This is a genomic window from Akkermansiaceae bacterium (assembly GCA_019634595.1).
GTDB lineage: Bacteria > Verrucomicrobiota > Verrucomicrobiia > Verrucomicrobiales > Akkermansiaceae > Luteolibacter.
Genome location: JAHCBC010000004.1, coordinates 262,231 through 283,563, shown reverse-complemented (window position 1 = coordinate 283,563; position 21,333 = coordinate 262,231). Strand labels below are relative to the sequence as shown.

Below are 21,333 nucleotides of genomic sequence, written 5' to 3'. Positions count from 1 at the left end.
CATGAAACCACTTCCTCTGCTTCTTTCAGTTTTAGTCATGTCTTGCGCGAGCAAGACGCCCCCGGTCGTCAAAGTCGAACCCGGCCCGCCGGGTCGAAACCTCAGCCGCGAGGAAGCTCGTGGCGTCCGCGTTCCCGAATCGCTCAAAGCGTATCCGTTGGGCCGCTATGTGGACCCACATCATCGCGGCGTGATGCACGAAGCCCATACTATCTACAGGGTCGAAACCACTCCGAAATGGAATCTCGCCCGACAGGGGAAACCATCCGTTCCCGTCCCGCAGCATCCGCCATCGGCAGATCTTTCCCGGAACGAGTTGCTGGTGGAACTCACCCGCCAGCGCGAAGCCACCAAAGCCGTGATGCGGAGCGGACAGGACGTTTCGTCGAAGCTGACCGACCTCGCGACTTCACTTCACAAGAACCAGCAGGCGTTGGCGGAACAGAACAGCGGTATCCGCCATGAACTCAAAACCACCCGCGAGCGACTCGAATCACTGGAGAAAAAGGTCAACGAGCCCGCCGCTCCTGAAATCCCTTCGTTGTCGGATGACGAGCCGTGGTGAACCACCATGACCAGTTGCCCGATATCAGAAACCAAAACAACAAACCGTTCCGATCAGGAACCCCCAAAACGATGATAAAAAAACAGAAAGCAAACGATGGCACCGCCAACGCCGGTGACACCCAGGCTCCCGCCTATCGCGACAACGCGGAGATCAACGCCAAGATCGACGACCATATTGCGAAAAATCCCAAGCGTTGGGAATACGTCCGAGCCATGCCCAGAGAGCGGCTGGAGCGAGCCGTGATTCTCAGCGACGTTCAGAAAGCCGAACGCCAGCAGAAGATGGCAAACGGTGTGATGAAGAAACTGGAAGCCGATCCAGAACTCAAGAAAACCTACGAAAACCTTGTTTCCCACTTGCCCGAGAACGAGCGGGAAAAAGCCATAGTCAGCATCGCCCGCACGATGGGTGGAATCAACTCCAGGCAACAGCAGGCACCCGCTCAAGGGAGCCTGAAAGTCTGACCGCCCTGCCGCCCAAGACATCGGCCCGGACCGCTGCGGTTTTCGCTTCGCACACCTCCGCTAACCGGGCCGAAGACTTGGTTCCTCCACCCTGCCTCGACGCCGCCACCGGGAAAACTCGCCGGTGGCCGCGTCTGATTTTTTCCATCAAATGATTATGATTCGCCCAACCACCCCAAAAGGAATGACCGCGGAGGAACACGAGCGTGAGCTAAAGGAACCCGATTGGGATTGTGAGCTGCATCCCCCGATCTATTGCTGGGCCAGGACACTCCAAAGGGTGGCCGATGCGGTGATCGACGGCGCATCGACACGGGATTAGGGAGCATTGATGGCGGCTGCGGTTTGCTCCACTTACAGGACCGTGGAATTCACAAAGGCGTGTGAAACCCTTCTTGATTATGAGAAGGACGAGGACCCTCGCTGAGACGAGGAGCTGGATATATCTTGTCAATATGTGACTCAGGCTAAAATTGAACAATTGGAGCTTCTGAAATCCGAACTTCGTCAAGGTTACCCGATAGGCATGGCGGCTTGGCTGGCTTCGGATATATGCAATTCGTTCGGTTGCTAGAAAACAGGTTCACAGGAGATGGGGAAAACCAAGAAGTAGGTGTATTCAATCTCCATGCCGCCATAGTCATCATGATCTGGATCCCAGCCCAATGAGAAACCCCAGTGTCCGAGCGCTGAATGATGTTCGTCGAGATGGATACGAACTCTGGAACATCTGGAAAAAGGATCGGCCTGCTGGGTCTCCTGAAAGTCACTCCATCGGATCTTAAGAGCAATCCATGCTGCCCAAAGGATCGGCTTCTCGAAAGCCTTGATCATAAGGATCAAGATCCGCTCGGATATGCGCAGTTGATCGTTGTCCCGGACTTCCACCAGCGCGGGCTTGTCGAAGCTCTTTAAGGTCTGGAATACCATGTTAATTCTCCTTCGCGAAACCACGCGCCCCGATCTCTGCCCGGGTTCCGGCACGTGTGACGGCAAGCAGCGACGAAACGACAATGAAGCAAAGCAGGACTCCGAGAATGTAGAGAATGAACATTTTTGGCACAACAGTTGAATAGGTAGCGGGTCAGGAGGCGATATCCACCGCCCACTTTTCTAGAGTCTGGGTCCTAAAGCGTTGATTCGGCAAGGATTTTTCGGTGACGGGGACGTCTATCAGGCGCATTCGGGGAGGGTCGGGAGTGGGGGTTCTGGGGGAGCTGATTTCAGGGAGGCAATGCCCTGTCAGGCACCTGCCAATACAATGAGCGGACCGCAGAGGAATTTGCCGGCTTTTCTGCCCGAACATGAAAAGAGCAGAGTCATTTGAGTTCTCGCATGTCCGATGCCGTTCGCACCGGAACCGGAGCAAGGGCAATCCATCTTTGGTTTTACGATCCTGCCCAAAAATGGTATGATCAAACGAAACGGCAGACCTCCTTCGAAACCACCCGCCGAACAACTCAGCTTCTTTGACCTCTTTGAATCCCATGAAGACGGAAGAATACTCGATCACCGGCTACGGCATGATGGCGGAAAGCCATTGGAGGGAACATCGCCCGAAAATGGTCCGCGAACTGGAGGCACAGGGCAAACTGGAGGAGATGCTATACGACGCCCAGGAACGGACCTTGGACGAAATGGAGGCCATCACGGAACGGCTGGAAACGGAGCAGGGGCTGACGGTCCAGCAGGCCCACGATCAAGCATGGGAGATCGTCCGGGAACGCTATATCCTCCTGCCCGAGGAAGATCACGAATAATCGGCGGCGATTTCCGCATTCATGCCGGAGACAATCTTGGAAGTGGTTCGCTCAAGGACAAATGCCGGGCGAACTTCGCCGCCATCGAACTGATTCAACGGCTGCAGACGGAACACCGCCCGGCGACGCCTGAAGAACAAAGCATCTTGGTCCGTTATGTCGGATGGGGCGGCTTGCCGCAGGTTTTCGCCGCCCATGACGATCCAAACTGGCAGGCGGAACGCGACCGCCTCCGCGAGTTGCTAGGTTCCGAGGAGATCCGCGCTGCCCAAGCATCCACGCTCAACGCGCACTACACTTCGCCCACCGTCATTTCCGCGATCTACCACGGCGTGCAGCGCCTCGGATTCACCCACGGACGAATTTTAGAACCAGCCCTTGGCATCGGACATTTCTTCGGCCTGATGCCCGAAGAAATGCGGACGGACTCCACGCTTGCCGGAGTGGAGCTCGATCCAATATCCGCCGCCATTGCGCGGGCGCTTTATCCTGATACTCAAATCAGCCAGCAGGGATTTGAGAACACCACATTTCCCGATGGACATTTCGACCTGGCGATTTCCAACGTCCCGTTCGGAAACTACACCGTATTCGATCCCGCATTCAACCGGCACCATTTCCTGATCCACGATTACTTCTTTGCCAAGGCGCTGGACAAGGTGCGACCCGGTGGACTGGTGGCCTTCGTCACCTCGATGGGCACGATGGACAAGACGGACAGCCGCTTGCGCAACTACCTTGGCGAACGGGCTGAATTGCTCGGGGCCATCCGACTGCCGAATACCGCCTTCAAGCGGAGTGCGAACACCGAAGTCACGACTGACGTTATCTTTCTACGACGGCTTGAAGTCGGCGAGCAGCCTTGCGGCCATGTCTGGCGCGAGCTGGCGGAGCATGTCAACCCCGACGGGGAAAAGTTCCGGATCAACCGGTATTTCGCCCACCGACCGGAGATGATGTGCGGCACGATGGCTTCGGAAAACAGCATGTACAGTCAGGGTGAACCCGCATTGATACCAGACAACCGGGATTTGGCGGACGCCCTCCGCCAAGCCGTCAATGCACTCCCGCAGGGCGTCTTTCGCTCCGTCCGCCTGGATCATCCGGCGGAACACGACGAGCCGGACATCATCGCCGCCCCGCAGGACACCAAGGAAGGATCTTTCGTCTTGCATGAAAGCCAGATCGCCCGTTGCCAGAAAGCCGAATTGATCCTCGTAAAAAAACTCTCCGGCGAAGCCTCCCGCCGCATCCGTGGCCTTATCGAAGTCCGGGATGCCGCCCGCGAAACCATCCGCACCCAACTGGAGGAACTCGGCGAACCCGCCATTGTCGCCGCACGGCAGCGACTCAACCTTTGCTACGATCGCTTCGTTTCCCGTTCCGGACCCATCAATGCCACCGCCAACCGCAGGGCATTCCGGAGCGATCCCGACTTTCCGTTGCTTTGCTCGCTGGAGGACTACCGCCACGACACCAAACGGGCATCCAAGACTGCAATCTTCCGTGAGCGCACGATTCATTCCGCCACACCCGTTCGCCACGCCGAATCGCCCAAGGATGCCCTCGTGGTGACGCTCAATGAGCGTGGCGTGGTGGATTTGCCCCGGATGGCGGAACTCCTCCAACGGACTGAAGAGAATTTCCTCCCCGAATTGAAAGGGTTGCTCTACTTCAATCCCGAGAACCTTCGGTGGGAAACCGAAGACCGGTATCTTTTCGGTGAGGTGCGCGAAAAACTCGCGGCAGCACGACAAGCCGCCGCCAAAGATCCACGCTTTCAGGAAAACGTCGATGCTCTCGAAGCCGTCCAACCGGACGACCTCCGGCCATCGGAGATTGAAGCCCGTTTGGGAGCTGCGTGGATTCCCGCCGGCGATGTCTCCGCGTTCGCTTCCGCGTTGCTAGGCGGCGAACAGGTCGAAGTCAGCCACTCTCCGGCGGTCGGAACTTGGTTTGTCCGCGCCAGCGAACGCGCCAAGTCATCCGTCGCCAACACCGACGAATGGGGTACCAACCGTTATTCCGCCCTCGATCTCGTCCAGGATTCCCTCAACCTCAAAACGCCAACCGTCTATAACCGGGACGAAAATGGAAATCCGTACGTCAACGTCACCGAGACCGAAGGTGCCCGCGAACGGCAGGAGAAAATCAAGGAGCGGTTCAAGTCGTGGATCTGGGAAGACGACGAACGCCGGGAACGCCTCGCCCGCAAATACAACGACGATTTCAATTCCGTCCGTCTCCCCGCCTTCAACGGCGATCACCTGACCCTCCCCGGCAGCAGCCGACAGATCACCCTCCGGCCCCATCAGAAAGCCGCCGTCTGGCGCATTATCCAGAGCAAGAATACCCTGCTCGCCCATGCCGTCGGTGCGGGAAAGACCTACACGATGGTCGCGGCGGGTATCGAAATGAAACGTCTCGGGCTGGCGAAGAAACCCATGTTCGTCGTCCCCAACCACATGCTCGACCAGTTCGCCACCGAGCTTCTCGCGCTCTATCCCAATGCCAATATTCTCGCCGCAGGAAAAGCCGACTTTGCGAAGGATCGGCGTTCCGAGCTGTTCAGCCGGATCGCAACCGGAAATTGGGATGCGGTGATTGTCACCCATTCCTCCTTTGAGAAAATCTCTCTGGATTCAGACACCCGCAAAGCCTTCATCGAAGATCAGATCCAGGAGATCAAAGACGCTATCCGCGAGCAGAAAGGCGACAGGAGCGGAACGCGGCTGGTCAAGGAACTGGAGAGGGTCCAGAAGCGGTTGGAGGTGAAGCTGGAAACCCTTTCGGCCAGCGACAAGAAAGATGCGACACTGACATTCGAGGAACTTGGCGTGGATAGGTTGTTTGTGGATGAAGCCCACAAGTTCAAAAACCTCTTCTACGTCACCAAAATGACCCGAGTGGCTGGCCTCCCGCAAACCGCATCCGAACGTGCCTTTGATCTGTTTCTAAAGGTCCAGCACATTCAGAACCTCAACGATGGCGGAGGAGTGGTCTTTGCCACAGGTACGCCAATCTCCAACACGATGGCCGAGATGTTCACCATGCAGCGTTACCTGCAAATGAACTCGCTCCGCCGCCACGGACTCCAGCACTTCGACTCATGGGCCGGAACCTTTGGTGAAACCGTTACCGCGATGGAACTAAGCCCCGATGGCGCGGGCTATCGCCTTAACCACCGCTTCGCCCGCTTCGTCAACGTCCCCGAATTGATGCAGGAGTTTCGCCGGAGCGCCGACGTTCAAACCGCTGAAATGCTCAAGCTTCCGATTCCGAAACTTGAAACCGGCAAGCCCATCACCGTAAGCGCCCCGTGTACTCCCATGCTCAAGGATTTCGTAGCGCACCTTGTGGAGCGTGCGGCGAAGCTGAAAGGCACTCGTGTTGATCCAAAGCTGGACAACATGCTCAAGATCACGTCGGAGGGACGGCTTGCCGCCTTGGACATGCGTCTCATGAGAGGTGCATCCGGTGATCACCCGGATTCCAAGGTCAATCTTGCCGTTGATCGGATTCACCACATTTGGAAGGATTCCACTCCGCACCGCGGCGCTCAGCTTGTTTTCTGCGATCTTTCCACTCCGCGGAAAGGCAAGGGCGGCGGCTTTTCCGTTTATCACGACATCCGCGACAAACTCACCGAACGGGGGATACCTGTCGATCAAATTGCCTTCATCCAGAGCCATGACACCGACACGGCAAAGGCCGCCCTGTTCAAGGCCGTCCGCGAGGGGCGGGTCAGGGTCCTGCTGGGAAGCACGCTCAAAATGGGCGAAGGCACCAATGTTCAGGAACGGCTGGTTGCCCTTCACCATCTGGATGCTCCATGGCGTCCCTCCGACATCGAGCAGCGCGAGGGCCGCATTCTCCGGCAGGGTAATACCAACGAATACGTCAACATCTTCCGTTACGTCACGGAAGGCTCCTTCGACGCGTACATGTGGCAGACCCTCGAAACCAAGGCGCGGTTCATCTCCCAGGTCATGGTGGGGGATGCAACGATGCGGAAGGCCGAGGACGTGGACTCGACGGCATTGAGCTATGCGGAGGTGAAGGCCATCGCCTCCGGCAATCCGATGGTGCTTGAAAAAGCACAAGTGGACGCGGAGGTGATCCGCCTCACCCGGCTCAAACGCCAGCACATGGACAGCTCCCACTCCATCCGCTCACGTATCCGGGGAATCGACGATCAGGCAAAGCGAACCCTTCGATACATCGAAAACCTTGAGCACGATATTTCCACTCGCAGGCCGACCCGTGGGGATCTGTTTTCCATCACCATCGGGAAAGAAACTTTCACGGACCGCATCGACGCGGGCCGGAAATTGGTTTTCATAGGTGCCGCCCTGAAAATATACGAAGACAGCAAGAAAATCGGCTCCATCGCCGGATTCAATATCTCCGTACGAAACGTCGGGGCGCGGATCCAATTGCAGATCCACGGCAGAAACGATTACGAAGCGACCGTTACAGACAGCCCTCAGGGATCGATAGCCTCCATCGAACACGCCTTGGGAGGTCTCGAAAAACATCTGGAGGAAGCTCGGGAAAGTTTGCCTCGATTTCAGAAGCAGCGCCAGCAACTCGAAACGCAAGCTCAGCAACCTTTCGAGCATGAGGAGAAACTCGTCACCACTCTTAACCGCCAGCGGGAAATCGTCGAGGCTCTCGACATCACCAAAAATCAGGCGGCCGCGCAGGTTGATGAAATCGCCGATACCGAAACGGTTGCGGTGCGGAAGAAGGTGAATGCCAAGCCCCGCGCCATCCGCCCCTGACCGCCCGCCGGGGTGGGAGGTCGCGTTTCCCCATGTGCTCGCGGCGGCAAGGAGAAATCCGGCATAACTCGCGTTGCTAGACGCACCGCTCGGCCTTCGGCACTTATTCCGTTTTCTCCTTGCCCCCGCTCCGCCTTGGGAAGATTTGCCGGTATCGGTTTTTTCGTTACCGAAAAACCGTTGTTTTCTTTTCTGGTTAGAATCGGCTCTCCATCAACTTGTTCATCACGTCATACATGTTCGGGTCGTCCGTGTTGATCGGGGGATACAGGTCGTCGAGTGACGCTCGCAGCGCCTTCATGAAAAAGTGCAGGTGGTGGTCCCGCACCAGGATCATCCGGGACTCGACCTTGGCCAGTCCACTCCGGGAAATATCCAGCCCGGCCCTCTGCAAGGCACCCGCCAAGTCTTCCTGCGTCCAGCCCCGTTGGCTGCGCAGTTTCCTCACTTGGGGTCCTATGAGATTGAGATGTCTCATGACGGGGGCCGTTCATCATGAGTGGTATGTTATTTAGGGGGGCTTCCTGTTCTGTTTTGGGTGCAAGATCCCGGTAGCTTTGATCCGTGGGGACGGCTTGGCCCGCTACCTGTCTGGCTGGCTGCCGTGGACTCCATGCACGATGGCCCACCGGTCTGGCCTGATTGATTACGCGAACTTTATTCAACCCGTGGGGAAAGCGGGTCGGCGACCGGATTAGAACTCCGGGAATCGGTCCGAATAAATTTCCGATTAGATTCATTGGGAACAATAGCTCAAACATCCGCAAAAAGCACGTAGTTTCTGATTATCAGTCACTCTAAAAGACGCACCCATATGGGAACAGGATTAGGGGACGAGCCATCCAGCATGCACGGCAACTAGAACCTGAACACCATGTCTAATTCTAACATTCACGCCGCATGCGGAGGCGATCTCGATCTAACCACCTTATTCTCAAATGGCCTGATCGGAGGCCCGCCGTTCGAAGGACATATCGGCGAAGCGCTTACAAAGGTCGCGCCCTTCCTTGTGGAAACGCTGACGCTCCACTGGAGCACTGGGCAGGGAACCCGCGTCAGGCACATCTTGTGGAGCCTCTACACATGCAGTCATCTGGTCAATTTGGGTGACGCTTGTTCAGGTCTAGATCCACGGCTCGCGGAAGCTCTCGCTGTGGCGATTTCCGCCCGACTCATCCTAGGCCCAGAAGTGGAACCGGTCTTGCGGGAAATTCTTCGAGCATCCGGCGAATTCCGCCGTTTCGATGAAATCGAGTGTGGGACGCCCGAGCGCCTACCAGTAGTCTATCCGCCTACCCAGGTGGACGCGGAAACGCTGCGTAAAATGGCCGATGCGGTGGATCATTCCAATAAAAGAGGGGAGGGGAAAAGGGGCGCTCACCGAAGTGTCTGAGTCGTAGCGATCCCTTGGCTGTCCATCAGCCGAGGGAGATTGTGAACTTGAAGGGAGACTCGCCCGCTTTCTCCGTGCTGATCGGGCGGATTTCATCTTGGGGCATCGGGGACGTTCTTCCGTTACCAAGAATGCTTCCTAGCGATTTTGGCGTCACCACTGCTTTCTTATCCGCATAGACGGCGGCCGTAATTTGAATGTCCGAATGACGAAGGTAGCGGCTGGCCGCGAAGATTCCATGTTCCGAGGCGATGATGCTTCCGATCTCCTTCCTGAGAGTATGGATGGGCTTCTGGGTGGTCACTCCTTGCTGCTTCAACCACTTGATCAAGACCGCAAACTCGCGATTGCACCGATAGCGCGGGCCTTTCCCGGTTCCCACCTGCCCGGGGTCAACTGGGCTGTTGATGACGAACAATGCGGTAGGGTTCTCGTTGCGATACCGTTGGAAGAGAGCTTTTGTGTCAGCGTCAAGGTCGATGACTCCCGAGCTGTCCTCGCTTTTCAACTGGTGATATTCCGACGTCTCTATTTTCAACACGGAGTTGCCGAAATCCAGCGCCCTCCATAGAAGGCTGTCGATTTCGCCGCGCCTGAGTCCGCAGACGAGGGCCAAAACAAGGATTTTGAAGGCCTCCGGCTCGGATACTGCGAGTTCCTCTTTGGCCCTGCCTAGGATGGCGAACGGATCAATTTTTGAGATGTAGCGGGTTGACCCTGATTTCTCCAGTGTGATGCCTTCAAATGGCAGCGGATGAGGCAGGGTGATGCTTTGGCTGAGAAAAGGAAGGATCTTCCTGCCGAACAAACCTCTGGCATTGCGGATGATGGAATTCGCCGTTGTCGTCGCGTTCTTCTTTGTGAGAGGGTCTTCTCCCTTGGTGCGGATACGTTCAATCTTCCAAGCAACGATGTCCGCAGCAGTGAAGGAATCCAATTTTACGGCATCCACCTCCTGCCGCCACGCCTCGTTTCCACCTTTTCCGAAATCATTTTTGTTGGGGGAAGTGATCTTGTGGATTTCTGCCACGAGGCAGCGGAATGCTTGGGCATAGACTTTGAGCGTTTGGGGACGCACGGAGGAAAGTCGGGAAACCGCTCCGATCAGTTCGCCGACGGTGGCGCAGGTTGAACTTCCCGGATTCGCTTCGGGACGATAGTCGGCTAACCCGACCTCCCAACCCTCGCTGACGATCTTCGAATAGAGCTCCGCAGCTTTTTTTGCCGCATCACGGTGATTCGGGGTGTTGAGGCTGACGTGGCTTCGACGACCATTGAACGAGATCCGGCACGAATAGTCCGCAGCACCGTGATTTTTGAAGAGTCTTCCCGGAGTGAGCCAGTAACGCGCATCGCTCTTTGAATAGGACCGCTTCGGAGTTTCTGCTGCCAGTTTGCTGCCAGTTGTCGCGTCCATGGATGAGTTCGGATGACTGCGTTTGATGGTCATTTCATCCTTACTATACTCTAATAATAAGAGAGTTACGAGATATTAAGCGCGCTCATCCGCACTCATCCACGATCATTGAAAAATCGCTTTTTACCGGCCTAAGGATCTAGTGGGGAGACCCGTGGAGGTTCGAGTCCTCTTTCGAGCACCATTCGTTGGAAATCAAAGAGTCCCGAAGCTGAGAAGCCTCGGGATTTTTTGTTGGAGCCCTGTGATGTGTATTTATTTTGCACTTATTATCCGGGCTGCTGTTATCCTCCGGAAACCGATCCCTGTCACCCGGATGTCACCTGAAAGTCACACGGATTCCGCCTGCTGTTGGCACGATGTCGGCGTTGTCGGCGTTGTCGGCGTTGTCGGCGTTGTCGGCGTTGTCGGCGTTGTCGGCGTTGTCGGCGTTGTCGGCGTTGTCGGCGTTGTCGGCGTTGTCGGCGTTGTCGGCGTTGTCGGCGTTGTCGGGAGTGTCGGCACGATTTTGCGTCCTAATCCGCCTCGGGTGCTCTATGTCTCTCCCCCCTCCCGAGCGAGAAGCGCCGCCACTCCACTCAAACTTCGATGATCGGAAGTGAGCAGTCATTCAAGCTCAACCGGACTCCTTCGCGAAGGTGCCATTCGTCTTGACCTCGGGCAGCAAGGCCATCCGTCTGCTTGAACAACTCAAGGGCAGCCATCCGCTGCCAAAGCAGATCCGCGTCAACAACGGCCCCTAGCTCATATCCGTCAAAATCATTAACTGGTGCGAAGAGCACCACGCTCAACTGCTTCATATCCAACCACGCCGCCCCCTGCAGAATGGATACGTCGAACGCTTTCTTCAACGAAGTGCTCGATGCCCACGTATTCGCCTCCCTCGACGAAGTGCGGGAACACGCTCATCAGCTACAACGAAGAACGCCCGCATGAATCGCTAACGAACTCTACGGGAATCTCTTACCATCAATGAATTAGATTGTATCAGGGGATTAGAACGGGTGGGCTAGGGCGTCTTTCGGGACATCTACCCATTCTAACCTATTAAGAATCAACAACAGTGCCGAGGATGGAACTTTACGTTCACAATAAAGGGGCTGAGCTGTCTATGGGATGAGGATACCTTTTTTCGTGCTCTCCTGGAAACGAATGCGCACAGGCAGAGATTGGCAGTGGTGGGTAAAAAAATCCACACCTGTGAAGGAGTGGATTTTTCCCTCATCCGGCTTTGGTTCAAGCGGCCTCCTCTTGGGGAGCTCGCTTGAACTTCAGCTGGGAGGTGGTGCATTCGGAGGGGGCGATGTCGTCCCGGACGCCGAGGAATACGGGTTGGTAGATCGAGCCGCTTTCTTCGTATGTGTATAAGTAACGGGCTTCGATGATCGTCCCGGGTGCCGGGATGTCGTGGTTCGGTGGGATGGTGACGTTCCCGGCGGGGACCGGCTTTCCGTTTCCATCGGCGAGTTCGAGAGCGACGCTGCGTTTCTTCGGGTGGACTGAGGCTACGATGAAGCTGGCGGTTTCGGTGAACTTGAACTTCAGTTGGCTGCCAGAGCTGGCTGGGCGGCCGGCGCTGGCGGAGGCATGCAGATCCTTGATGACCGCTCCTTCGCGTCCTTCCCTCCGCAGGGCGTGGAACATCGCCTGTTTGCCGGCGGTGTCCATGGTCGTGCGGACGGGCTGGATACCTTCGCCGGGGTTTATCCAGCGGACCAAGCGGGCGAGGCGTTCGCGGTAAGGCATCGGACGCAGATCGGTGCCGCGGAGTCCGAGGAGATCGAAGACGTGGAGAACATCCCCGACGGCTTCCCCGTCGATCAGGAAATCGAATGGGATTTCCCGGGCGGTGCGTTCGATGGGTTCCGGGACGGCAATGACGAGCCCCCGGCGGTTGATGCCGGTGACCGTGTCGCCGGTTTTCCGGATCATCATCCTCCGTCCGTCGAATTTCTCCTGGAGGCACCAGCGGTCGTCGCGGAGAAGGGTGGCGAGGCGGCCTTCCTCCACCGGGTTGAGGAGCTGGCAGCGGATGCCGCTGTCCTTGCCGTCATTACCGGACGATGAATGGACCTTTTCATCTTCGCCCGGGGTGTAGCCCTTGGCGAGCTTCGAGCGGACCAGCTTTTCGAGGATCTTCGCCGCTTCGCCCAGCGTCACGGGGTGGGTTGTCTTGGTGCCAGTGTTGAGTGTCGATCCCCGCCGCCCATAGGCGAAGCGGACATGGCACCCTTCGGCAGTGGTTTCGATGAAGGCCTGGTAGATTTTGTCCGAGGAGCCTTCGCGGTAATACAGGGTCGTTTGGGTCATGGTGTTTGTGTGGTTGGTTCAGGGGGAAAAGGAATCGGGCCGACCCGGCGGGGAACGCATTCCCGCGGGGCCGACCCGTGTGTTGCCCCGGCCGCGCTTGGGCGTGTCGTGCGGCCGGGCTTGCCTCAGGCGATGCCTGTCCTCAAAAGGGGTTCAGTTTTCCGAAAGGTTCCGGGACGTCCTCGGGCGTTTCGGTGATGGTGCGGCGGCCTCGCGGGCGCGGCCCTTCGCCCAATGGCGGAGCCGTCCGATCTCTCCGTCCATCAGCGTCGCCATCGGGATGATGTCACCGATGGCGGCGAAAACGTCCTTCTCGGTGACATCCCGCGATCCCGAAAACGCCTCGTGCAGCGCCTCGACGAAGATCGCCTCGATCTCAGCTCCGGTGTACTGTTCGGTGGCACGGGCGAGGGTGACCTGATCGAAACGGACGATGGAGCGTCCGTATTTCCGGATCACGATGTCCCAGATGGCGGCGCGTTCGGCCTGGTTGGGCAGATCGACGAAGAACAACTCGTCGAAGCGGCCCTTTCGGAGGAACTCCGGCGGGAGCTTCGACACGTCATTCGCGGTGGCGACGACGAACACGGGTTTTTCCTTCTCCTGCATCCAGGACAGGAAACTGCCGAAGACCCGGGACGATGTTCCGCCATCCGCCGATCCGGACGATTGGTTGCCGGAAAATCCCTTCTCGATCTCGTCGATCCATAGCACGCAGGGAGCGATGGCCTCCGCCGTCCCGATGACGGAACGCAGGTTCGCCTCGCTCTGGCCGACGATGCCGCCGAAGACCTTTCCCATGTCCAGACGCAGCAGCGGCATCCCAAAGACCATGGCGGTCGCCTTGGCCGTGAGGCTTTTGCCGGTCCCGGGCACGCCGGCCATGAGAAGCCCCTTTGGAAGGGGCAGGCCGAAAGCGCGTGCCTCCGGCGAAAACGCCTCCTTGCGGGAAAGGAGCCACTGCTTGAGCTGGTCGAGACCACCCACCGCGTCGAGCGAAGGAGCGGTTTCGATGACCTCCACCAAGCCGTTCGTTTTCAGGGTGCGGGCCTTTTCCCGGGCGATGACCGCGGGAGCCAGTTCACCGGCCTCCACCAGGGAGAGGGCGAAGGCATTCTCAGCTTCCATCGTGGTCAGTCCGAGGGCGGAGGAGAGGAGGGCATTCCGGACATCCGCTGCGGGAGCTTCCTTCCCGGCGGAAGTGATGATCCCATCGAGAACGGCGGCCAGTTGCTCCGGGCCCGGGAGTTCCAGGTCGAGCCGGACGAATTCATGTTCGAGTTCGGCGGGGAGTTTCGAGCGACAGCCGAGCAGGATCAGGCAATGCCCTCCGGACTTGGCCAGGCGGAGCAGATCCTTCATCCGGCGGGTGAGCATGGGGTCGCTCTGGTCCAGATGGAGCTGGAGATCGCGCATGACGACCACATGACGCGGATCGGTCCGGCCGAACTTCCCCTCGATGAACTGGAGGGCTTCCAGCGGGTCGGGGCAGGGCTGGGAGGTGGATGCCATGGTATCGACCAGGCCGTCGGACGAGGACCAGGCGGACAGGTGGCGGTTTTGGGAGGCGCAGGCGGCGGTGATTTCCGCTTCCGCCCGCGCCTCCTCGGCGGTGACGATGACCATGCCGGGATGCCCGGCGCGGAGATAAGTGGTGAGCTGGTGTTGCATGATGGATTTGTGTTGTGGGTTGGAAGTGGAAAGCCCCGGTCCTCCATGGGGAGAACCGGGGCGGTGCGGGTTGGGGGGATGATGCCGGACTAGCTCAGTTCAGCTGTCTCACAACCTCGTTGCGGCGGGAGATCAACTGGGAGTGCCGTTGCTTGATCTGTTCCAGCGAGTAGCTGGCGACTTCGTGGTTGCCTGCGGCCTCGATGACGGTACCCGCGCCGTCACCAGCCAGGCCGTAGTCGCCTGAGGTCGCTCCATAACCGGCGGCGAAGGAGCCGATGAACGAGGCGAACTCCGCCTGGTTCATCTGGGATTGGTAACGGTAGGCAGCGGTCCGCAGCTGGACGAGTTCGGCGTCGATCGATTGGAGCTCCGCTCGGAGATCCGCTTCGTTCGGGCCGCAGCAGACAAGCCCGAGAGACAGGAGGACGATCAGGATGGGATTGGTTTTCATGGATTGGTTTGGAGGGGTATTGGAGGATGATGTGTTTTGCTCCGATATGGGAGCATTCGGATTCCTTCCGCCGGTTAGCGTCAAGCTCTGTTTTTGGAGCAATGGCAGCCGGTAGTCAGAATTTGGTGGGCGAACGGGTCCGCAAGCTGAGGGTCGCAGCCGACCTTTCGCAGGACGCGTTGGCGGGTGAATGCCAGCGACAGGGCTGGGACATCACCCGGGGCACCTTCGCCAAGATTGAGGCGGGCCTCCGGCGCGTGAACGACGCGGAGGTCATCGTGCTGGCGAAGGCGCTCAAGTGCGACCTGGCGGATCTTCTGGGAGGGTTTTCGGTGAAGAAAGCCGTGGAGGTTGCCCGCCACGGCGATACCAACGCCTGACTCAGCCGGGGTGGAGGTTTTCCCTTTCCCAGCGGAGACAGGCGTCCCGGGAGGGATGGGAATGGAGGAGCTTGCCCTCACCGGCGGCCCTCACCTCCCATTGCTGGGAGTCCGGGTTGAACTCGATGGAGGTGGCCCGGGTAATCTGAAGTGTCCCGAGTTCCCGCAGGTCGATGGCTTCGGTGTAGAGACACCCGACCCATCCCGTGGGATCGAAACGGAGACGGTGATTCACTGGCCACCTCCCAGTTTCTGAGGATTTGGGACAGGTATTGACCCCCGGTATGAGCGGGCGACAACACCGGAGGGGGGCGCAGCCAGTCCGTCTTCCAGGAATTTCGTGGCATCGAGGCATTTCCGGCCGCTGAAGCCCTTGGCTTCGATGGTGGTTCTGCCATCGGGGTAGACCTGGACGATGATCTGGCGTTTCATAGGGAGCCTCCTTCCAAGGTGAGGACGACGGAGCCGTCGGCTTGGAGCCTGCGGGTCGTCCGCAGCCCCCGGGAGCGGGCGGCGCGGATTGTCTTGTGGACACCGTAGGACTGGAGGAGCCGTCCATAGGCGGGACCGACCTCCTGTTCGACATGGCCCGCCCACCAGTCGGTGGTGAAGCCGTAGCGGCCACCCTCGACGGGATCGACCGCGATGTCGTAGGGGCCTTTGAGCTGGATGACATGACCGGCCATGCGGGTGGCGCCCGCGTAGCCGCGGCATGGGGTTTCCTTGAGCAGCCGGAGGCCCATCTCGACGCAGGCGTCGTTGAGGGCCTCCAGATCGCGGACTTCGGTTCGGATGGAGGTGAAGTGGGACATGGTGTGGAGTTTGTTGGTTTTCAGTGTTCGGTTTTCAGGATTGGCAGTGGAGTTGGTTGGGGCATTCGGGCTGATGGGACGGATCTGGCGGTCGGGGTGTGGGGAAGTGCTCGGTGAGGAAAATGAAAAAGGCGGTCCGGAGAACCGGACCGCCTGTGCGGGAGGAAGGAGTGATGAAGGGGGCGTCACCAGTGGTGACGATTCTTCGCGGTGCGCTCCGCCATGCGCCGGATGAAATCCCATTTGCGGACGATGACGGGCTTCTTTGTGAGGTGGGCGGGAATGCGTCCCTTGTGGCGGAGGTAGTGGTGGAAGACTTCGGAAAAGTCCTCGCACGGCATGGTGGAGGCATAGCGGGTCACATGGAGCACCGGATCGTAATCGTGGATTCGTTCCGACTCCTCATAGGGGCCGCCAAAGGCTTCCCTGAACCTCCTCGAATCAATCAGTCCGGGGAAGGCGTCAGCGACACCGTGCGCCCACTCGTGGCGCAGGATGTCGGTGAGCCGGGTGTGGTGGCCGGACACCAGGTCGAACAACTGCGCTCCGGACACCCGTGGGATGTGGATCGATCCCTCGTACCAGCCGTAGCACTTCAGGCCGTAGGCGGAGAAGGACACGAGATACACCCCGATCTCCGGCACCTGACCCGCCCAGAACCCGAGCCGCCACAACTCGTCGGTCACCTTCCCGTTGGCGGAGTCCAGCTCCGGCAACGTGATGACATGCCGGAGCGGACGACGGGGTGTGCGGCGGGTGTAGGGCATGGGTGAATGCTCCAATAGAGGAGCGGACAGGGTTGTTTTGTCAACCCACCGCGGCGAACCGGCGCACGCCCATCTGGCCGAAGCGGGCGACCAGATCCCTGGCGTCCCCCTTGGCGAGCTGGACGGCGGATTCACGCAGGCGGTCGAGACCGGTGGTCAGATCCTGCATCGCCCCGGCGTTGTTGCGGTATTCCTCCGCGCTGCGGGTCAGCAGGTCCCGGCGGAACTTCTCCAGCGTCGCCTCCAACTGTTGGTCGCCCGCGAAGTTGAGCGAACGGAACTCGTCGATGAAGGTGGTGAGCCGGTTGAGGGTCCGCTGGTGGACGCCATTTTCCGCGCCGTTGATGGTGGCGAGCACCTCACCGGCCAGGAGAGCGGTTTGCTCGCGCAGGGCGGCGACGCTCTCACGGATGAAGGCGTCAAGGTCACCGCGCAGCCGACGCGCCGAATCATCGGCGATGCGGCGGCGGTCTTCGGCGACTTCCATCTGTTCGACACCCTCGACGACTTCCAGCCGGATGCTGTCCGGTGCGGCCACCTGGAACAGGCGGAACTCGAAGGCGAAGCGACCGGCGATGTTCCCGGCGGGCGGGAACGATTGTTCGATGGTGTCGAGCAGCAGGCCGGATCGTCCGCCCAGCATGCGGGCGGCCTGCCGCCATTCGAGGAGGGCTGCCTCGCGCATCGGGCCGTAGTTGGCGACGAAGTCGAGGGTTTCCTCGCGGAACTCGTCCTGCAGCTTTTCGAGCCTGTCGGTGAGATCGGCCAGCCGCGGATTGGGGACGTAGCGGGCGATGCCGCCGAGGAAAGGAAAGCTCGATCCTTCGACCAGCGAGTGGGCGCGGGATTCGATCAGGGCGAACTTCGACAGGGCTTCGCGCGGGATGAGCCGCTTGTGGCCGAGCTGGATGAGGCGGTCGCTGACGGTGGCCGGATCGAGTCCGAGGTCCTCTGGAGCGAGTTTCTTGCACCCGCGCCAGTAGCGGACGGAGGTGGCGATGAGGACTCCCCGGCGGCACACGGCGTCGAGGAGGGAATTCTGGGATGATGGGGTCATGGATGTATGGTTGGTTTGCATTGAGGTTTGGAAACGGAAACACCCGCCGGGGCACGGATGCCGGGGCGGGTGTTTTCCGGAGTGGTTCGGGGTTTATCTCCGCAGCATCAGGGCGATGAGGAACATCGCCACCGCACCGAGGGCCATGGGCAGCCAGAAGTCGCTGAAAACATGGAAACCCAGGGCGACGATGGCGATGAGAGCGAAGACGTGGATGTACGGGTTGGGGTTCATGGGGTGTTCAACGGAGGAGCCGTCCCAACGTCAGGACGACGGATGCGCCGAGGAGCGCGAAACCGATCACCTTGAGTCCGTCCCCGAGGGGACGGACGTCGGTGACCGGGGGAGGTGCCACCTTCACCGGCTCGTCCTTGCAGGACGAAGCGGCGAAGAGGACGGCGGCGAGCGGAAGGAGAAGGCTGCGGTTCATGCGGCGATTCTCCTTTCCACCAACCGCTCCGGAAGCCAGGCCGCGCATCCGTTGCGGAACTGGCACCAGGAGCATTGCATGCCTGGCTGCGGGTGGAACCGGTTCGAGGCGATACCGTCGACGGCGGTTTCCAAGAGTGCGGTTACCCGCCGTTTCCGGTGCTCGCCGGCGGGCGGGGATTTGACCCGGATCACCTGCGGAGTTTTGGTCTTCACGAGGAACACCAGATCCAGCGACGGGGGAGTTTCGCCGGTCGCCGCTTCCAGCAGGAGCTGGTAGGAGACGAGCTGGATTTCATGATCGAACGCCGCATGGGCCGTGTCGGGCTTGGCGGCAGCCGATTTGAAGTCCACCGGCGTGAAATTGCCTTCGACCAGATCCATTGCGCCGGTGAGCGGAACGGACAGCCCGGGCAACTCCTCCCGGAGCATCACTTCCACGGCACGCGGTCTCTCCTTCAGTGCTTCCGGACTGTCCAGGTAGGCGGCGATCACCCGTAGCCCGTCCTCGCGGGCCTTGGTGCGATCGTCGTCCGACTTGAAGTTCACCGGTCCCTCGTCCCGTTCGAGTCGGAGGAAGGAATCCTCGAAGGCGGCGGCGACGGCTTCCGGGGAATCGTCACCACCGCGCCAGCGGGCGAGGTGGAATGCCTGGAGCGCGGCGTGGATGGATTTCCCCAGATGGAGGGAAACGGTGGTCTTCTTCCGCAGGCAGGCAACGCGCTCGAACCAGAACATCAGGGAGCAGGCGAGGTAGGACTTCGCGGCGGTCGGGCTGATGTGGTCCGGGAGCGTCCCTGCATACGGGGCGAGACCTGTCTCGAACCGCCCGGGGGAGGCGGGAGCGATCATGCGGCGTTCCTCCTTCCACCGTAAGCCGCGCCGTTGTTGCGGCGTTGGCCGGAGGACTGGCGTTGGCCGCCGCCGTGGGTGTCGAGCAGTTCGTCGATCAGGCCCGACGCCTCCACCTTGTTGAGGAGGCGCACGCCCTTGCCGAAGCGCTCGTTGGATAGCGATTCGATATGGGCTTTGTCGAGTTGGTGCTCATCGACGACCTTGAGGATGAGATCCCGCTGCTTGTCGGAACACTTCCACGCCGGGCCGCGCTGCCACTGGGTGACGTTGGCGGTAGCGGAGGAGGAGTTTGCCGGACGGGAATCCTCCGGAGATGTGTCCTCTATGCCGTAGTCGGCGGGAGGGACGAAGCCGGTGGATTGGATCTGCTCGTCCACGTTGGACTGGAGGAGCAGGTAGAGGCGCTCGGACTCGCCCGGGATGTCGTCCGTGGTCATCAGCTCGGTTTCGACCGAGATGGAGAACTGGTGGGACGAGTAGCCGGGGAGACCGAGGCGCTTGCTGTAGTTTGCGATCAGTTTGATGGCCATGATGGAATGAGGTTGAAACGGAAACGGCCGGTCCAAAAAGGACCGGCCGGGTGGGGGAGCGGGAATGCCACAGGGCGACCCGCAGGACGACAACCTGTCGTCTTCATATTCTTATGACACCGGGAGTGGGGGAATTGCGCAGGGAAGCCAAAGGTCTTGATTGTTCCGAAATCGGAGCTTGCCGGATTTGCGGCGGATTTGTTCAATGCTCCAGAAACGGAGCATTTCTAGTTTTCCCGATATCCCTATGAAAGCCCCCTACGTCGTTCTCTGCGTCAGTGCGATGGCTCTGACCCGCCTTCAGAGCCTCCCAGGTGTGATCGTGCTGCTGCTCCTGCTCGTATTCCTTGGCTCGCTGGTCTGGTCGATCTGCAGCTTCGTCGTCTGGATCACGGGCAAACCGCGCCACAGATCACAAGTCGAGCAGCGGAACATCGCCGCGCGAAGCATGAGAACCCCGGTGCCTCCGCCAATTCCGCAGAACGGTCCGCCGCCCCTGCCCGGGAACCGCCCTTCCTGAATTCCGCCGCCGGATATCATGAGCTTGATGAAGAAAATTAACAAGGTCCCACCCGTCGCATTGGTTGCGGTGCTTCTGGCACCGTTTCTCTTGGCTGGGATGGTCTGGATCATATCCACGGCTTATTTCGCCGGACGAGGAGGCGGGCAAGATCGCCCCGCGCGGAACAAAGATCCGGATCGTGGAAAGAAATGGAATTCTCAAACGACCGAATCAACACCGGTCACGATTGGCTCGGATATTTCACAGTTCGTCGAGAAATTCGGGGACGACAAGTTCATCTATGTGTTGTTGCCGCCGAAGGGCACAGACACCGCATTCAGGTATTTCGGTTTCGCCCTCACTTCAGAACTTACGATGTTCGCCGGGGTCAGGGATGAAACCGTCAAGGCTCTCGCATTGTTGAAACATCCCGAGGGAAATGTCTCGAATCCCCGCAGGTGGACCGAACCGGAGATTGTCGGGGCGTTGCGTGGGTTTGGAAAGATACCTGACGCGGAGTGGTTGGAAATGGACCCAAACGATGTGGCGAAGGGATACCGTGTGTGGGCGGACATGTCGTCCCTTTCCACTCAAGGAGGAATAATCGCGTGGTATGACGAATCGTACCGTGGATTGGCCATCGGCACCCAAGCGGACATTAAGGCCCTCATGGGGGATTTCAGCAAGTCGAGGATCCTTGATCTGAGAAAGGTCGAGATCAGCTCGGAAAATTGATGATGGGAGCCTCCAAGGCCCGAAATGGGTGGCTCAATAAAATATGGGAGGGCAGAGCTGCACAGAGAATCTGGTGGGTGAGGTTGCGAACTTGCCACTTCACCGGCAGATCGATCTGGAGATTGTCAAACAAACTGATAGGACACGGAGGGATTAGAAGCTCTGCACAACATTGTTTCCTTGAGTGAATCACAAGCTGGCTGATCCAATTTCGCGGGTTGATCCTGATGCATGTGGACCTGCGAAAAGGCACCGTCTGCAACTTTAATTTCTCGGCGGTTTCGGGCAGGACGCGGACTCCCAGTATGGGAGGCGCGCTTTTGGCACTTCGGAATGCAATCCCACGGCTAAGTCTCCAATGCTTTCCGGCGGATTCCCGGTGCGGGAGATTACCGAAGTCGTTACGCATCTTGCACCGCACGTCGATGAGTCTCCAATGCCTTTC

At 59.1% G+C, this 21,333-nt stretch carries 23 protein-coding genes; 7 read left to right on the top strand and 16 right to left on the bottom strand.

Annotated elements, in window-relative coordinates; genetic code table 11:
* The first annotated feature begins 37 nt into the window (after positions 1-37).
* Both KF712_16375 and KF712_16370 read left to right on the top strand, forming a co-directional pair.
* Entirely contained in the window at positions 38-565 is a 528-nt protein-coding gene (locus tag KF712_16375) for a hypothetical protein (GenBank protein ID MBX3742564.1), read from the top strand.
* Positions 566-636: 71 nt separating this feature from the next.
* On the top strand, positions 637-1,032 hold the full coding sequence (locus KF712_16370) for a hypothetical protein (GenBank protein MBX3742563.1): 396 nt from the start codon (positions 637-639) through the stop codon (positions 1,030-1,032).
* A gap of 570 nt (positions 1,033-1,602) precedes the next feature.
* On the opposite strand, the gene KF712_16365 is transcribed toward KF712_16370, so the two are convergent.
* On the bottom strand, positions 1,603-1,962 hold the full coding sequence (locus tag KF712_16365) for a hypothetical protein (protein MBX3742562.1): 360 nt from the start codon (positions 1,960-1,962) through the stop codon (positions 1,603-1,605).
* Positions 1,963-2,519: 557 nt separating this feature from the next.
* Between KF712_16365 and KF712_16360 the strand changes: the two genes are divergently transcribed.
* Positions 2,520-2,792: a TnpV protein gene (locus KF712_16360; GenBank protein ID MBX3742561.1), complete on the top strand. Its 273-nt coding sequence runs from the start codon at positions 2,520-2,522 to the stop codon at positions 2,790-2,792.
* On the top strand, positions 2,738-7,576 hold the full coding sequence (locus KF712_16355) for a DEAD/DEAH box helicase family protein (protein ID MBX3742560.1): 4,839 nt from the start codon (positions 2,738-2,740) through the stop codon (positions 7,574-7,576). The genes KF712_16360 and KF712_16355 overlap by 55 nt, the downstream gene beginning before the upstream one ends.
* A gap of 196 nt (positions 7,577-7,772) precedes the next feature.
* On the opposite strand, the gene KF712_16350 is transcribed toward KF712_16355, so the two are convergent.
* The 6 genes from KF712_16350 to KF712_16325 all read right to left on the bottom strand — a co-directional run bounded on the left by KF712_16350 (position 7,773) and on the right by KF712_16325 (position 14,821).
* Positions 7,773-8,054, bottom strand: coding sequence for a helix-turn-helix transcriptional regulator (locus KF712_16350; GenBank protein ID MBX3742559.1), 282 nt, complete (start codon positions 8,052-8,054; stop codon positions 7,773-7,775).
* Positions 8,055-8,994: 940 nt separating this feature from the next.
* Entirely contained in the window at positions 8,995-10,419 is a 1,425-nt protein-coding gene (locus KF712_16345) for a tyrosine-type recombinase/integrase (GenBank protein MBX3742558.1), read from the bottom strand.
* Positions 10,420-10,705: 286 nt separating this feature from the next.
* Complete coding sequence (locus tag KF712_16340) at positions 10,706-10,996, bottom strand: hypothetical protein (protein ID MBX3742557.1); 291 nt, start codon at positions 10,994-10,996, stop codon at positions 10,706-10,708.
* 626 nt (positions 10,997-11,622) lie between these two features.
* Positions 11,623-12,696: a WGR domain-containing protein gene (locus KF712_16335; GenBank protein MBX3742556.1), complete on the bottom strand. Its 1,074-nt coding sequence runs from the start codon at positions 12,694-12,696 to the stop codon at positions 11,623-11,625.
* Between the two features lie 153 nt (positions 12,697-12,849).
* The gene (locus KF712_16330; GenBank protein MBX3742555.1) at positions 12,850-14,367 is read right to left on the bottom strand and encodes an AAA family ATPase; all 1,518 of its coding nucleotides are present in this window, start codon (positions 14,365-14,367) and stop codon (positions 12,850-12,852) included.
* Between the two features lie 94 nt (positions 14,368-14,461).
* Positions 14,462-14,821 carry a hypothetical protein gene (locus KF712_16325; GenBank protein MBX3742554.1) on the bottom strand — a complete coding sequence of 120 codons (360 nt, stop codon included), beginning with the start codon at positions 14,819-14,821 and terminating at the stop codon, positions 14,462-14,464.
* A 101-nt stretch (positions 14,822-14,922) separates the two neighbouring features.
* On the opposite strand from KF712_16325, the gene KF712_16320 reads away from it, so the two are divergent.
* Positions 14,923-15,201: a helix-turn-helix transcriptional regulator gene (locus KF712_16320; GenBank protein ID MBX3742553.1), complete on the top strand. Its 279-nt coding sequence runs from the start codon at positions 14,923-14,925 to the stop codon at positions 15,199-15,201.
* 1 nt (position 15,202) lies between these two features.
* Here the strand turns inward: KF712_16320 and KF712_16315 are convergent, their stop codons facing one another.
* The 9 genes from KF712_16315 to KF712_16275 all read right to left on the bottom strand — a co-directional run bounded on the left by KF712_16315 (position 15,203) and on the right by KF712_16275 (position 19,651).
* Positions 15,203-15,436, bottom strand: a complete 234-nt coding sequence (locus tag KF712_16315; GenBank protein MBX3742552.1) for a hypothetical protein — start codon at positions 15,434-15,436, stop codon at positions 15,203-15,205.
* The gene (locus tag KF712_16310; GenBank protein ID MBX3742551.1) at positions 15,433-15,633 is read right to left on the bottom strand and encodes a DUF2997 domain-containing protein; all 201 of its coding nucleotides are present in this window, start codon (positions 15,631-15,633) and stop codon (positions 15,433-15,435) included. Before KF712_16310 ends, KF712_16315 begins: the two co-directional genes overlap by 4 nt.
* On the bottom strand, positions 15,630-16,013 hold the full coding sequence (locus KF712_16305; protein ID MBX3742550.1) for a DUF1257 domain-containing protein: 384 nt from the start codon (positions 16,011-16,013) through the stop codon (positions 15,630-15,632). The genes KF712_16310 and KF712_16305 overlap by 4 nt, the downstream gene beginning before the upstream one ends.
* Positions 16,014-16,198: 185 nt before the next feature.
* On the bottom strand, positions 16,199-16,780 hold the full coding sequence (locus KF712_16300; GenBank protein MBX3742549.1) for a hypothetical protein: 582 nt from the start codon (positions 16,778-16,780) through the stop codon (positions 16,199-16,201).
* Positions 16,781-16,820: 40 nt separating this feature from the next.
* Entirely contained in the window at positions 16,821-17,837 is a 1,017-nt protein-coding gene (locus KF712_16295) for a hypothetical protein (GenBank protein ID MBX3742548.1), read from the bottom strand.
* A 93-nt stretch (positions 17,838-17,930) separates the two neighbouring features.
* Entirely contained in the window at positions 17,931-18,071 is a 141-nt protein-coding gene (locus KF712_16290) for a hypothetical protein (GenBank protein ID MBX3742547.1), read from the bottom strand.
* A 7-nt stretch (positions 18,072-18,078) separates the two neighbouring features.
* Positions 18,079-18,267 carry a hypothetical protein gene (locus KF712_16285; protein MBX3742546.1) on the bottom strand — a complete coding sequence of 63 codons (189 nt, stop codon included), beginning with the start codon at positions 18,265-18,267 and terminating at the stop codon, positions 18,079-18,081.
* Complete coding sequence (locus KF712_16280; protein ID MBX3742545.1) at positions 18,264-19,118, bottom strand: PD-(D/E)XK nuclease family protein; 855 nt, start codon at positions 19,116-19,118, stop codon at positions 18,264-18,266. The genes KF712_16285 and KF712_16280 overlap by 4 nt, the downstream gene beginning before the upstream one ends.
* The gene (locus KF712_16275) at positions 19,115-19,651 is read right to left on the bottom strand and encodes a hypothetical protein (GenBank protein MBX3742544.1); all 537 of its coding nucleotides are present in this window, start codon (positions 19,649-19,651) and stop codon (positions 19,115-19,117) included. Before KF712_16275 ends, KF712_16280 begins: the two co-directional genes overlap by 4 nt.
* 247 nt (positions 19,652-19,898) lie before the next feature.
* On the opposite strand from KF712_16275, the gene KF712_16270 reads away from it, so the two are divergent.
* Together KF712_16270 and KF712_16265 are read left to right on the top strand one after the other, a co-directional pair.
* A complete protein-coding gene (locus KF712_16270) occupies positions 19,899-20,171 on the top strand; it encodes a hypothetical protein (protein MBX3742543.1) in 273 nt (90 codons plus the stop codon).
* Between the two features lie 18 nt (positions 20,172-20,189).
* On the top strand, positions 20,190-20,888 hold the full coding sequence (locus KF712_16265) for a hypothetical protein (GenBank protein MBX3742542.1): 699 nt from the start codon (positions 20,190-20,192) through the stop codon (positions 20,886-20,888).
* The last annotated feature ends 445 nt before the right edge of the window (positions 20,889-21,333 follow it).